The sequence below is a fragment of the Pantoea sp. Lu_F5_004 genome (genome assembly GCF_051136245.1).
GTDB lineage: Bacteria > Pseudomonadota > Gammaproteobacteria > Enterobacterales > Enterobacteriaceae > Pantoea > Pantoea agglomerans.
Genome location: NZ_CP194946.1, coordinates 2,100,533 through 2,113,602 on the forward strand (window position 1 = coordinate 2,100,533; position 13,070 = coordinate 2,113,602).

Consider the following 13,070-nt stretch of genomic DNA (forward strand, 5'->3'; position numbering starts at 1 on the left):
TCACATAGCGGCAGAAAATAAAGCAGGGTGGTTAACCGCCGCGTACCGAACCGCGCCAGACCACATCTACCGGATATATTCTGCGCTCCTGCTGCTGTTCATTTTTGGGCATCAGTGTCTCCGGTTGCGCTTCCGTCTCCACCAGCCAGGCAATGGCGTCGCGGGCGAACTGTTCCACCGGCTGCGCAAAGGTCGTGAGGTTGTAAGAGGCCCAGCCCGACTGCGCGATATTATCGTGTCCGATGATGCAGAGATCGTCCGGAATACGCAGGGCAAAGCGGTGACGCGCCTCATCCATAAAGCCGCAGGCGAGCAGGTCGGTGGCACAGTAAACCGCGTCAGGGCGAACTTTACGCGTCAGCAGACGCTGGGCCAGAATCTGGCCGCTTTCGTAAGAGGTGGTGCCGAACTGCTCCACCTGGACTGTGACGCCCGCTTTCTGCGCGGCGGCCAGAAAATCCGCTTCGCGCTTCAGCAGACTCGGCGTTCCCGCCAGTGAATTGACAAAGGCGATGCGACTGCATCCCGCCCGTACAAACGCGTTAACCGCCATTTCTGCGGCGGGGCGAGAGTCGGGATTGATACTGAGCGTGCCGGGCAGGGACTCGTCGCGGTTAATCAGCACCAGATGCTGACCATGTTTGTAGCAGAGCCGGGTAATGCCGCTGTCCGGCATGCCGGAGAGAATAATCGAAGCGTCGGCGCGAAAATTAATCGCCTGCTGCAGCGCGGCGGAAACGCGCGCATCGGATCGGTCAGTGTTAATCAGCATCGCCACTTTTCCTGCTTCCTGCAGATACTGGGTCATCCAGCGCACCAGGCTGGCACGGTAGGGCGTGTCCACCTCGGAGGCAATTAAGCAGACGATGCCGCTGCGGTTGCGCACCAGGCCGCGCGCCAGATGATTGACGTGATAGCCCAGTTCCTCCGCCGCTTTCATCACCCGCTGACGGGTAGCATCTGACACGCTGGCCCCTGGTGTAAAGGTGCGGGAGACCGCTGAGCGGGAGACGCCCGCCCGATCAGCCACATCCTGTGCACTCACCACCGCCTTAAGCTGCTGCATGTTCTCTCCTCGCCTTACATTGTCTGCACTGAGTTTGCCTGAAGTTGCAAGGCTGTGCAAAAAATACAGACGGGCGAAAGGTTTCAAATTTGTGACAGCGACTGACAATTGCTTAACAACTGAATTGACACTGCAGCATGGCCGCCGTACTAATCTGCACACATGTTTGCACACATGTGCAAAAGCTGGCGCGTCTGCGTCATCCAGCCCAGGAGAACATCATGCGCTATTCCTCTCTGCTCGCTGCTGTAATCGTCTGCCCTATGATGCCGTTTGCTGCCTCGGCGGCGGGCAATCTTAATATGATCTGCTCAGCCGATGTGGTGGTGTGCGAACAGATGACCACGCTGTTCAGCCAGTCCCATCCCGATATTAAACTCAGCATGGTGCGGCTCTCTGCCGGTGAAGCCTATGCCCGTATCCGCAGCGAGGCACGCAATCCCCGTACTGATATCTGGTGGGCCGGTACCGGCGATCCGCATATGCAGGCCGCCGAAGAGGGGCTGACCCAGGCCTATAAATCGCCACTGCTCGATCAGCAACAGCCCTGGTCACAAAAAGTGGCGGAAATCTCCGGTTATCGCACCGTGGGCGTCTATGCCGGTGCGCTGGGCTGGGGCTATAACACCAGACTGCTGGCGGAGAAAAAGCAGAAAGTGCCTGCCTGCTGGGCGGATTTGCTCGACCCTGGCTTTAAAGGCGAGATTCAGATCGCCAATCCCAACTCTTCCGGCACGGCCTATAACACCCTGGCGACGCTGGTGCAGATCATGGGCGAAGACAAAGCCTTTGACTACCTGAAGAAGCTCAACGCCAACATCTCGCAATATACCAAGTCCGGCTCGGCACCGGTCAAAGCCGCCGCGCGCGGTGAAACCACCATCGGCATTGTCTTTATGCATGATGCCGTCGCGATGGAAGTGGATGGCTTCCCGATTAAGCCCGTCGCGCCCTGTGAAGGCACCGGCTATGAAATTGGTTCGATGTCGATCATCAAAGGGGCACGAAACCTGGCCAATGCCAAAGCCTGGTATGACTGGGCGCTCAGCGCTGAAGCTCAGTCGCATATGAAAGAGGCGAAATCGTTCCAGCTGCCCTCTAACCGCAAGGCGGAGATCTCTGAATATGCACCGCGCTTCGAGAACATCAGGCTGATCGATTATGACTTTAAAACCTATGGTGACTCAGCAAAACGCAAAGCGCTGCTGGGCCGCTGGGATAAAGAGATTGGTGCCAGCGCACAATAACGGTGGTGCACCCCGGCCACCTGGGTCGGGTCTGTGCCAGACCGCGGTGGCGTAAGCCTGGTGTCCGCTTCCTGATCGAGGTGATTTATGAATGCGCACAATCGTCGCTTAACCGGCGCGCTGCTGGCGGGCGCCATCGCGCTGACGCTGCTGCCCTGGTATAGCCTGGAGCAGGGCTTCTTCTCGGGTGACTGGCTGTTCAGCTTATGGGGTGATGAGACCAATGCGCCTGCGCTGGGGCAGCTCGCGTTACACAGCTGGCTGGGCATCGCCGTGGCGCTGTGGCTGCTCTCTGCTGCCAGCGTCTTTCTACCCCCGGGTCGCACCCGCAGCACGCTGCTGCTGCTGTTCAGCTCCTGCGGCATTCTGTTTCTGGTGCTGGAAGGGCATGCCATCGGTTTCAGTGGCTGGAACTGGTTATGGCTGGAGAACCTCGCCGGCCCGCTGGCGCAGGGACAACCGGCGATGGGCGCGGGTGCGCTGCTGCTGCTGACCATATTTTTGCTGATTTTCGCCTTTGCCCTGGCGGAGCGCGGCGTGCTGAAAGGCGATGCCTTTGTGGTGGCATCGATTGTGCTGCTGGTGGCGCTGGTCACGACCTTTGTGCTCTATCCGGTGCTGAGTCTGTTTGTCGCCTCGGTGCAGGATATTGATGGCAGCTTCAGACCGGACGGACTGATTGCCAATATGCAGGATCCCGCCATCTGGAGCCTCGGCTGTTTTACCGGTAGCACCTGCGGCACCGCCTGGCGCACGCTGGGACTGGCGCTGATGACGGCCAGTGGCGCTACGCTGCTGGGACTGGCGTTTGCACTGGCGGCGACGCGCACCTCGCTGCCGTGTAAAAAAGCGCTGCGGATGCTGACCATTCTGCCGATTATCACGCCGCCGTTTGTCATCGGTCTGGCGCTGATCCTGCTGTTTGGCCGCTCTGGCGTAGTCACCGAATCGCTGGCGACGCTGTTCGGCATCGAGCCGGGCCGCTGGCTCTATGGCATGACCGGCATCTGGATTGCGCAGGTGCTCTCCTTTACCCCCATCGCCTTTCTGGTGCTGATTGGCGTGGTTGAGGGCGTCAGTCCGTCACTGGAGGAGGCGTCACAGACCCTGCGCGCCAGCCGCTGGCGCACCTTCTCCCGCATCTCGCTGCCGCTGATGGCACCGGGGCTGGCCAACGCCTTCTTAATCAGCTTTATCGAAAGCATGGCCGATTTCGGTAACCCGATGGTGCTGGGCGGCAGTCACGGCGTGCTGTCGACGGAGATCTTCTTTTCCGTGGTGGGCGCACAGAACGACCCGAGTCGCGCGGCGGTGCTGGCGATGATCCTGCTGGGCTTCACCCTGGCCGCTTTTCTGGTGCAGCGCGTCTGGCTCTCCGGCAAAAGCTTCGCCACTGTCACCGGCAAAGGCGATGGCGGCCGTCATGTGATGCTGCCGCGTCCGGTGCGCTACAGCGTCTATGGCATGGTGATACCCTGGGGTCTGTTCACCCTGTTGATCTACGGCATGATCATGATTGGCGGCTTTGTGCAGTCCTGGGGGCTGAATAACAACCTGACGCTGGATCACTACATCCGCGCCTTTAGCGTCAGCGTTAATCAGGGGCAACTGGTCTGGAGCGGCGTCGCCTGGAGCTCTTTCTGGACCACGCTGGAGATCGCCCTGATTGCCGCGCCGCTCACGGCCATTGTCGGACTGCTGACCGCCTGGCTGATTGTGCGGCAGAAGTTTGCGGGTCGTCAGACCTTTGAATTCATGCTGATGCTGAGCTTTGCCATTCCCGGCACGGTGATTGGTGTGAGCTATGTGATGGCGTATAACCTGCCGCCGCTGGAGATCACCGGTACCGCGATGATCCTGATCGCCTGCTTTGTCTTCCGTAATATGCCGGTCGGCGTGCGTGGTGGTATTGCGGCGATGAGCCAGCTGGATAAAAGCCTGGATGAAGCTTCACTGACGCTGGGCGCAAACAGTTTCCGCACCCTGCGCAAAGTGGTGCTGCCGCTGCTGAAGCCGGCTATCAGCGCCGCGCTGGTTTACGCCTTTGTGCGGGCCATTACCTCTATCAGTGCGGTGATTTTTCTGGTCAGCGCCCAGTACAACATGGCGACCTCGTACATTGTCGGGCTGGTGGAGAACGGTGAGTATGGCGTGGCGATTGCCTACTCCTCGGTATTGATAGTGGTGATGCTGCTGATCATTGGCCTCTTCCAGCTGCTGGTGGGCGAACGTCGCCTGCGTCGTGCAACCCAACCGGCAGTGATTATTGCCGCACCCTCTGCATCCACTCTGACTCAGGAGAGAGCCGTATGACGACCATTAACGCCGGATCGGTGGTGTTTGAACATGTCGCAAAGCGTTTTGCCGGTTTTACTGCCGTGCCGGATCTGTCGCTCACCGTAGAGCCGGGTACGCTGGTGACGCTGCTCGGGCCGTCCGGCTGCGGCAAGACCACCACGCTGCGACTGCTGGCCGGGCTGGAGCATCCCACCGCGGGGCGGATTCTGATTGGCGGCAAAGATGTCACCCATCTGCCCGCCAACGAGCGCGACGTGGCGATGGTGTTTCAGTCCTACGCGCTGTTTCCCCATATGAACGCCATCGACAATATTCTCTACGGGCTGCTCTCCTCGGGCATGAACAAACGCGAGGCGCAGGACAGAGCGCGCGAGGGGCTGAGGCTGGTGGGTCTGGAAAGTCAGGGGCAGCGGCTGCCGTCGGAGCTCTCTGGCGGACAGCAGCAGCGTATTGCGGTCGCCCGCGCGCTGGTGCTGGAACCGCAGGTGCTGCTACTCGATGAGCCGCTGTCGAACCTTGATGAGCGTCTGCGCCGTCGGGTGCGCACCGACATCCGCGATTTGCAGCAGCGGCTCGGGTTTACGGCGGTTTATGTGACCCATGACCAGGAGGAGGCGCTGGCAGTCTCCGATAAGATTATTGTCATGAAAGAGGGGGATATTGCCCAGCAGGGTGCGCCGGAGACGCTTTACCATTCACCCAATTCGGTCTTTATCGCGGACTTTATGGGAGAGGCGAACATTCTGCCCTGTGAAGTGGAAGAGGCGGATGCGGACGACGCGCTGGTCCGCCTGGGTAATCAGCGCTTCCGGGTACGAGGTGCCGGTGCAAAAACCGGCAGTGCTCAGCTGGCGGTGCGACCGCAGTTTATTACATTGTCCGGCGACGGTCAGGGGGCGCTACAGGGGGAGGTCATTCACAGCACCTGGCTGGGTGACCATATCGAATATGAAGTCGCCACCGAACTGGGCGCGCTGTTCATTATCGATCCGCAGATGGAACAGCGTCTGCCGCTCGCCACCACAGTTGGCGTCAACTTCAAGCCGCAGGGCCTTGCCCTGATTGCCCGTTAATCTGACTAACTCAAGGAGTTCGCATGGAATCGCATGATGAAATAATGGCGCGTCTGGCTTTAGCGGAAGCCGTTGCCCGTGAAGGTGGCGCGACGGCGTTATCTTACTTCAACCGTCGCGAGACGCTGGTGGTGGAGACCAAGTACGATTTGCAGGATGTGGTGTCGATTGCTGACCGTGAAGTGGAGCAGCTTATCGCCAGCCGTATACGGGATGCGTTTCCCGATGATGGCTTTCTGGGTGAGGAGTCGGGACTGCAGGCGGGAGAGTCTGACTACACCTGGGTGGTTGATCCGATCGATGGCACCAGTCCGTTTCTCAATGGGATGCCGAGCTGGTGTGTTTCCGTCGCGGTGCTGCGCGGCGATGTGCCCGTCATCGGGGTGATTTTCGCGCCGACCTATCAGGAGTGCTACATGGCGGCACTGGGGCAGGGCGCGACGCTCAACGGTCATCGTCTGCAGGTCGATCCCACACGCACGCTGCAAAACCACGTTACCGGTTTTGGTGCCAACAGCTATGTCAGCCCGCAGCAGGTAGGCGAGATTGTGGCAGCGCTGCTGACGGCAGGCGGTAACTTTATCCGTATTGGTTCCGGCGCACTGATGCTGGCCTGGGTTGCCGCCGGTCGGGTCGTGGGTTACTACGAACCCTATATGCACGCCTGGGATTGCCTGGCGGGTTACTGCCTGGTGAAAGAGGCGGGCGGCTGGTACCACCCGTTTAACACCGATGGCGATCGCATCACTAAAGGCGCGCAGGTCCTGGCCGTGGCACCGGGTGCCGAAGCAGATCTGCGGCGCATTGCCGGTTTATAATTATGTGACCCTGTCACGCTGATTGCGCTGCGGTCAGCGTGATGCCTCAGGCCGTAGCGTTTTGGTCAGATAGTGACGCTGCATACCGGTTTGCGGAAAATCGGGCAGGGACATCTGCGGCTGATAACCCTGTTTCTGATAAAACGGCAGGGCCTGAAAACTAAAGGTATCCACCAGCGCATAGAGACATCCCATCTTTTCCGCCTCCTGCTCTGCGGCTTCCAGCAGTGCGCTGCCCAGACCACTGCCACGGAGCGTTTCGTCCACCCAGAGATAATCGATACAGAGCCAGTTTCCTTATGCGTGCGGCGATCACTCCCCCGCGCAACATTCCCTGTTCGTCCCTGTGAGAAACCGACAGCGGTCCCCAGTTATCGCGGCTGATAAATTGCCGGTTGTAAGCCCCCAGTCCTGCCAGCAGTTCTTCCCTATCGTCGTCGTTGACCTGATGGGTAAGGGTAAATGTGCTCATCCTCGTCCTCTTTTAATCGTGGTTCCGGTTTATCCCCTTCAAAGGATAATTGCCCAATTATCCGCTAAAGGGTATAAAGTGATTATTATCCTGTGCAGGGGATAAATAGTATTTTATACCCTATCGAGGATAATATACCTGCGCTATGCTTACAGCCTGTGATCCAGAAGGAGTCACCCCATGATATACAGCCCGCTACAGCTGGCAAACCGGCTAAAGCTCATTCGTCAGCGCAATGGCTGGACCCAGAGTGAGCTGGCGAAAAAGGTCGGCCTGAAACAGGCTACCATCTCTCACTTTGAAAATGCCCCTGACAGCACCTCGCTGGCAACGCTGTTTAAGCTGTTACAGTCGCTGGAGCTGAGTCTGGAAGTTCAGGAGAAAGAGGAGGCCAGTGCGCCTCAGCTGCATGATGAGGATGAGTGGTAATGCAAAGGCTGATTGCGTGGATGAACGGCGAGCGGATAGGCGTACTCACCCGCCAGCGAAACGGCGCTCATGAGTTTCAGTATGATACCGCCTGGCTGAGTAATCCGCTCTCCAGGCCGCTGTCACTTTCGATGCCGTTGCAGGTTAAGACGATAACCTCACACGCCGTGATTAACTTCTTCGATAACCTGCTGCCGGATAGCCCATTGATTCGCGACAGAATCGTGGCGCGTTACCAGATTAAATCCCGTCAGCCGTTTGATCTGTTGCAGGAAGTGGGACGTGACAGCGTCGGGGCAACCATGCTGCTGCCGCCCGATATGCCACTGCCCGCACTGCAGGCCCGCTATGAAGTGCTGGATGAAACCCGGCTTGAAAGCGTGCTGTCGGCCTATCAGTCAGATATCCCGCTGGGGATGCTGCGTGAAGAGACCGATTTCCGCATCTCGGTCGCGGGGGCGCAGGAGAAAACTGCACTGCTGCTGACCGATGAAGGCTGGAGCATTCCTGCCGGTGCCACGCCCACCTCGCACATCATTAAGCTGCCGATCGGAGAGATTAAACAGCCGACCGCGACGCTGGATATGCGCGAAAGTGTGGAGAATGAGTATCTCTGTCTGGCGCTGGCCCGTGCACTCGGTATCGATGTGCCGCAGGCAACGATTATCCGTGCCGGACAGATGCGCGCCCTGGCGGTAGAACGTTTCGACCGCCGCTGGTCACGCGATAAAACCCGGTTGATCCGCCTGCCGCAGGAGGATTTCTGTCAGGCGCTGGGACTGCCATCTTCAACCAAATATGAGTCGGATGGCGGGCCGGGCATTGCGGAGATCATGCAGATACTGATGGGATCGAGCAACGCCATCGAAGATCGCTATCGCTTTATGATGTTCCAGGTGTTTCAGTGGCTGATTGGCGCAACCGACGGTCACGCCAAGAACTTCTCACTGTTTATTGAGCGCGGCGGCAGTTATCGACTGACTCCCTTTTATGATGTGATCTCCGCTTACCCGGTACTGGGCGGCACCGGTCTGAACAAGCGAGCGCTGAAACTGGCGATGGGTCTGCGTGCCACTAAGGGGAAGAAGACAGAGATCGACAAAATCTTCCCGCGCCATTTTATCGCCACGGCAAAAAGCGTCAGTTTTGATCGTGACAGTTTGCAGCAGATCTTCGACTTCTTTATTAAGGCCTTTCCCCAGGCGGTGGTCTCGGTGCGCGATGCTTTGCCGCCAGATTTCCCGCAGCACATCGCCGACGCCATTTTCAGTCATTCACTGATTATGCTGGAGCGGCTGCGGCACAAAGAGTGATGGCGCTTATGAGCTGGCAATATCCTGAAAAACCTCTCCTTCTGTGTATGGCTAAAAGCCTGTCGGCTATGCTTATCTGACAGGCTTAACAGGAGAGTCATGGTATGAAGTGTCCGGGATGTGAAGGAGAGGCGTTTGTGTACGCCACGCGCGACGTCAGTCTAAATACGGGTAATCCGGAGGACGTTGTGCCAGATGTGAAGGGCGATCACTGCATCCGCTGTGGAGCAGTGATTATGAATGCCGGAACGTCGGAGTTATATCCCGAAAAGGCTGAAGCGCTCGAGAATGCAGGCGTGCCCATCAAATAACATAGAAAGCCCGCTTAGCGCGGGCTTTCTTGTCTCTGCTCACCGCTTGTCTGCAAACCGGGTCTGATGATTCACCTGCCGGCAAGATATAGGTTTCGGTATCTCGGCCATTTTCCGTCGCGGGTTTCTGCTATCACTGTACGCCGCGCGACGAAGCGCAAATAAAAAAGCCTGCACAAGGCAGGCGAAATCGTTACAGGGGGATGTCCATCTTTTGATAACACGCAACGAGTAAGTTGTGTGATTGTGGCACCCTACAGGGTAATCCTCAGGTTTACCCTGGGAACGGAAATCAAACCCCGTCAATCTGGCCACCGGAGTGCGTTATGGATGCCAATCGCTATGCCCTGGAAACAATCCCGTCACCGCCAGTATTTCCCGGTGCTGCCAGCCCTGTGATGTCTGATGAAACACTGCATCGCCGTCTGGCCGCCATTATTGAGCGGATGCAGCAGCAGCAGATTGCGCAACTGATTATCTATGCCGACAAAGAGCACGGCAGCAATTTTGAATATCTGGCGGGATTCATTCCGCGCTTCGAGGAGGCGCTGCTGGTGGTGACTCAGCAGGGCAAACTCACCTATATCATGGGTAATGAGAACCTCAAGCTGGTGCCGTTTGCCCGCAATCCGGGACGCTGCCTGCATGCGGCGGTCTTTTCTCTGCCCAACCAGCCCATGCGCGGGGAGCAGCCCCTGGCTCAGCTGTTAACAGAGGCGGGAATTGTGGCGGGAGAATGCACCGGGCTGGTGGGCTGGAAGTTATTTACCGGCAGGCAGCCAGGGATGTTTGATCTGCCGCAGTTCATCTATGCCGCGGCGGCGCATGCAGCGGGCGGCGATGCGCAACTGGTAAACGCCACCGGATTGTTTATCTCGCCTGACAACGGTGCACGCTGCGTTAACTGCGCCGATGAAGTGGCGTTTTATGAGGCGGGGGCCAATCTTGCTTCAACCGCGATGCTGGCTGCGCTGGATAGCGTAGCGCCGGGTGTCACAGAGAAGGCGTTAGGTGCACGTCTGAACGCAGAAGGGCAGCCAAACACGGTGGTGACGATTGCCGCGACCGGCGATCGTTTCGCCCAGGCCCGGCTCTATCCGTCTGATAAACGGATTGCAACAGGCGACAAGCTTTCTCTAACCACCGGCTACAAAGGCGGGCTGACCAGCCGCTCGGCTTACGTGGTCAGTGACGCTTCAGAGTTACAGTGTAACGTATTCGACTGGCTGACCCGGCTGGCAATCCCCTATTATCACGCGGTGGTCAGCTGGCTGGAGCAGTTGCGGATCGGGATCGCTGGCGGCGAACTCTATTCGCTTATCGAAACGGTGCTGCCGAAAGCGCAGTATGGCTGGCATCTTAATCCGGGGCATCTGGTGGCTGACGAGGAGTGGCTAAGCTCGCCCATCTATCCCGATTCAGCCGTGACACTGAAAAGCGGCATGCTGCTGCAGATCGATATTATCCCGTCGGTGCCAGGTTATGGCGGCTGCAGTATCGAGGATACGGTCGGTCTGGCGGACGCGGCGTTGCGTGATGAGCTGGCGTGTCGTTTTCCCGATCTCTGGCAGCGAATGACTCAGCGCAAAGCGTACCTGACAGACATGCTGAGGATTGAGCTTGCTGAAGAGGTGATTTTGCTGTCGAACACGGTAGGCTATCTGCGCCCTTTTTTACTGGATAAGCGCCGTGCGCTGGTGCGCCAGCAGGGGATTAACCGGCCTGAGGCGGCCGGTAATAATTTGTAAAATTTAACTGAGAGTAAAACGCAGGCGCTTCTGTCAGGATACGCGCCTCAGAAAGTTCCTGGTTGCTCTCATTCGATGAAATGGTTTACCAAAAACGCGGTTTTGTTTGCCTGCAAAACCTCCCTTGCCGCGTTTATCGCACTCTCTGTGGCGCTCATTCTTAACTTCGAAAAACCCGCCTGGGCGCTGACCACGGTGTTTGTCACCTCGCAACTCTATGCAGCATCGACCGTCTCGAAATCGCTGTTTCGCCTGCTGGGCACGCTGCTGGGCGGCATCTTTATTCTGCTGATTTACCCCGAAACGGTGCAGTCGCCAGTGTTATTCAGCCTGGGCGTATCGCTGTGGGTGACGGTTTGCCTCTGGCTCTCTCTGCATGACCGCACGCCGAAGAGCTATATCTTTATGCTGGCCGGCTACAGCGCGGCGATTATGGGCTTTCCTGACGTGGAGTCACCGTCGGCAATCATCAACACCGTAGTTTCACGTATTGAGGAGATTACGCTGGGCATCCTTTGCAGCACGCTGGTTCACCGGCTGGTGTTTCCGGTTTCGATGCATCATCTGCTGGGGCAGAGCGTTAATCTCTGGTTTCAGAACGCGCGCAAACTCTGTGATGAACTCATCAGCGGAATGGCAAAGAACAAATCGCTGGAGCGGGAAGATATCCTGATTCAGATGGCAGGTTATCCGTTGAATGTTGAAACGCTGCTGACCCACTGCGTCTATGAGGGCGAAGCGGCGCGTAATGTCATCCGTCTGGTCAGCGTACAGTATCAGCATCTGACATATCTGCTGCCGACACTGACCGCGATTGAGTCACGGCTGGGTGTGCTGGCCGAACTGAATATTCGTTTTCCGCCGTGCGTCACCGACGTGTTTCAGCAGTTTCTGTTGTGGCTGCATCACGACCGGATTAACGATATTGCCGGACTGCGTGAAGCGATTGCTGCCAGTCAGGCAACCCTGGAACACGAATGGCGGGCAGGGCTGTTGGCAACCGAAGAGAGCCTGCTGCTGATCGGGCTGCTGGAGCGGCTGGCTAACTTTGTGCGCATTGCCGATGCTTATGAGAATGTCAGTGCGCGCGCAGGGGATCTCTACAGCCACGGGGATGGGGCGGCGATCCGCAATATCCGGGAACACCGGCATATCGACAAGGGACTGTTACGCCTGTCCGCGCTGACGGCATTTCTGGCGACTTTCCTCTCCAGCCTGTTCTGGATCGGCAGCGGCTGGGCCGATGGGGCGAATGCACCTCTAATGGCGGCGATCATCAGTTCATTTTTTGCTGGTGTCGATTCCCCGGTAACGCCAATGAAGCTGTTCGTGAAAGGGGTGATGATTGCGCTGGTGGTCAGCCTGTTCTACATCGCCTTTCTGATCCCGCAGGCCAATACCTTACAGGCGCTGATGATCATACTGCTGCCCGGTCTGATGCTGCTGAGCCTGGTCATTGCTAATCCGGCGACCAATCTGGTGGGGCTGAGTGTCGCCATTCAGATCCCCGGTTTTATCGGCTTAAGCCATCACTATGTCCCCAATCTGATCGTCACGCTGAATGCGGCCATCTCCTCGATGGTGGGGATTATGTTTGCGGTGGTGCTGACGGCGTTGATTCGCAACAAACGGCCGTCATGGATCGCCAGAAGAGCGGTGCAACGGGGGCTGCGCGATCTGTTAGGGTTTATTAAAATGGTGGAGCGCAATTCCGCCACGCTACTGTCACGGCAGCAATTTATTGCGCGGATGCTCGACCGGGTGAATATCATTCTGCCGCGTAAAAGGCTCGATCCGGTGCCGGATATCGTGGTAGGGGGCTATCTGATTACTGAAACCTGGCTGGGCGCCAACTGTTATGACTTCTACGCACGTTATCGTGAGGTGCTGGAGAGTCATCAGATTGATAGTGGTCAGATGTTTCACGAGCTGGCGCTATACCTGAAGCGCAAGATGAAGTCGCTGCAGTTAGCGCCACATCAGGATCTGCTGGAAGAGCTGGATCTGTTGCTGCTAAGACTGGAGCCGATCGCCCGACAGGAGAGTGTGGCTGTTGCGCCCTTAATCCATCTGTTTAATATTCGGGTATCACTGTTTCCACATCAGCGCTGGCCAGATTAACCCGGTATAACAGGGCTGGCTGGTGGGGCTAAGAGAGCGCTTGCCGGGACCAAAGCGGATGGTAGTGTTTTAGTTACATCATACATTAACTTTTATTTAGATAAGAAGTCAGGCAACGTGCCTGTTTATCATGTCTGGCAGGAAAATAAGATCAGCTGAGTGGAAAGGTTGGTT

Annotated in this window: 10 protein-coding genes and 1 pseudogene; 9 read left to right on the forward strand and 2 right to left on the reverse strand. The window is 57.5% G+C overall.

Going from position 1 to position 13,070, the window contains the following annotated elements:
• Window positions 1-31: 31 nt before the first annotated feature.
• On the reverse strand, window positions 32-1,066 hold the full coding sequence (locus ACR8BN_RS09680; RefSeq protein ID WP_434746861.1) for a LacI family DNA-binding transcriptional regulator: 1,035 nt from the start codon (window positions 1,064-1,066) through the stop codon (window positions 32-34).
• Window positions 1,067-1,287: 221 nt separating this feature from the next.
• Between ACR8BN_RS09680 and ACR8BN_RS09685 the strand changes: the two genes are divergently transcribed.
• From ACR8BN_RS09685 to ACR8BN_RS09700, 4 genes are all read left to right on the forward strand, one after another.
• The gene (locus tag ACR8BN_RS09685) at window positions 1,288-2,313 is read left to right on the forward strand and encodes an ABC transporter substrate-binding protein (protein WP_134159935.1); all 1,026 of its coding nucleotides are present in this window, start codon (window positions 1,288-1,290) and stop codon (window positions 2,311-2,313) included.
• A gap of 87 nt (window positions 2,314-2,400) precedes the next feature.
• Window positions 2,401-4,626 carry an ABC transporter permease gene (locus ACR8BN_RS09690; protein WP_434746862.1) on the forward strand — a complete coding sequence of 742 codons (2,226 nt, stop codon included), beginning with the start codon at window positions 2,401-2,403 and terminating at the stop codon, window positions 4,624-4,626.
• Window positions 4,623-5,684, forward strand: coding sequence for an ABC transporter ATP-binding protein (locus tag ACR8BN_RS09695; RefSeq protein ID WP_434746863.1), 1,062 nt, complete (start codon window positions 4,623-4,625; stop codon window positions 5,682-5,684). Before ACR8BN_RS09690 ends, ACR8BN_RS09695 begins: the two co-directional genes overlap by 4 nt.
• A 23-nt stretch (window positions 5,685-5,707) precedes the next feature.
• On the forward strand, window positions 5,708-6,502 hold the full coding sequence (locus ACR8BN_RS09700) for an inositol monophosphatase family protein (protein WP_434746864.1): 795 nt from the start codon (window positions 5,708-5,710) through the stop codon (window positions 6,500-6,502).
• A gap of 33 nt (window positions 6,503-6,535) precedes the next feature.
• Here the strand turns inward: ACR8BN_RS09700 and ACR8BN_RS09705 are convergent.
• A pseudogene (locus ACR8BN_RS09705) lies at window positions 6,536-6,974 on the reverse strand (GNAT family N-acetyltransferase).
• Window positions 6,975-7,154: 180 nt separating this feature from the next.
• Here ACR8BN_RS09705 and hipB point away from each other — a divergent pair.
• The 5 genes from hipB (at window position 7,155) to ACR8BN_RS09730 (ending at window position 12,896) form a co-directional block, all read left to right on the forward strand.
• Window positions 7,155-7,403, forward strand: coding sequence for a type II toxin-antitoxin system antitoxin HipB (hipB, locus tag ACR8BN_RS09710; protein WP_022625644.1), 249 nt, complete (start codon window positions 7,155-7,157; stop codon window positions 7,401-7,403).
• Window positions 7,403-8,716 (forward strand): type II toxin-antitoxin system HipA family toxin, encoded by a 1,314-nt coding sequence (locus ACR8BN_RS09715; RefSeq protein WP_434746865.1) that lies wholly within the window; start codon window positions 7,403-7,405, stop codon window positions 8,714-8,716. The genes hipB and ACR8BN_RS09715 overlap by 1 nt, the downstream gene beginning before the upstream one ends.
• Before the next feature lie 104 nt (window positions 8,717-8,820).
• On the forward strand, window positions 8,821-9,027 hold the full coding sequence (locus ACR8BN_RS09720; protein ID WP_010244885.1) for a type II toxin-antitoxin system MqsA family antitoxin: 207 nt from the start codon (window positions 8,821-8,823) through the stop codon (window positions 9,025-9,027).
• A gap of 326 nt (window positions 9,028-9,353) precedes the next feature.
• Window positions 9,354-10,775, forward strand: coding sequence for a M24 family metallopeptidase (locus tag ACR8BN_RS09725; RefSeq protein ID WP_434746866.1), 1,422 nt, complete (start codon window positions 9,354-9,356; stop codon window positions 10,773-10,775).
• Between the two features lie 75 nt (window positions 10,776-10,850).
• Window positions 10,851-12,896 (forward strand): FUSC family protein, encoded by a 2,046-nt coding sequence (locus ACR8BN_RS09730; protein ID WP_031592300.1) that lies wholly within the window; start codon window positions 10,851-10,853, stop codon window positions 12,894-12,896.
• Window positions 12,897-13,070: the final 174 nt, after the last annotated feature.

What these genes read in the sequence shown, in the direction of transcription:
- ACR8BN_RS09680 (WP_434746861.1), bottom strand. Translation starts at nt 1,066, where the DNA reads ATGCAGCAGCTTAAGGCGGTGGTGAGTGCACAGGATGTGGCTGATCGG.
- ACR8BN_RS09685 (WP_134159935.1), top strand. Translation starts at nt 1,288, where the DNA reads ATGCGCTATTCCTCTCTGCTCGCTGCTGTAATCGTCTGCCCTATGATG.
- ACR8BN_RS09690 (WP_434746862.1), top strand. Translation starts at nt 2,401, where the DNA reads ATGAATGCGCACAATCGTCGCTTAACCGGCGCGCTGCTGGCGGGCGCC.
- ACR8BN_RS09695 (WP_434746863.1), top strand. Translation starts at nt 4,623, where the DNA reads ATGACGACCATTAACGCCGGATCGGTGGTGTTTGAACATGTCGCAAAG.
- ACR8BN_RS09700 (WP_434746864.1), top strand. Translation starts at nt 5,708, where the DNA reads ATGGAATCGCATGATGAAATAATGGCGCGTCTGGCTTTAGCGGAAGCC.
- hipB (WP_022625644.1), top strand. Translation starts at nt 7,155, where the DNA reads ATGATATACAGCCCGCTACAGCTGGCAAACCGGCTAAAGCTCATTCGT.
- ACR8BN_RS09715 (WP_434746865.1), top strand. Translation starts at nt 7,403, where the DNA reads ATGCAAAGGCTGATTGCGTGGATGAACGGCGAGCGGATAGGCGTACTC.
- ACR8BN_RS09720 (WP_010244885.1), top strand. Translation starts at nt 8,821, where the DNA reads ATGAAGTGTCCGGGATGTGAAGGAGAGGCGTTTGTGTACGCCACGCGC.
- ACR8BN_RS09725 (WP_434746866.1), top strand. Translation starts at nt 9,354, where the DNA reads ATGGATGCCAATCGCTATGCCCTGGAAACAATCCCGTCACCGCCAGTA.
- ACR8BN_RS09730 (WP_031592300.1), top strand. Translation starts at nt 10,851, where the DNA reads ATGAAATGGTTTACCAAAAACGCGGTTTTGTTTGCCTGCAAAACCTCC.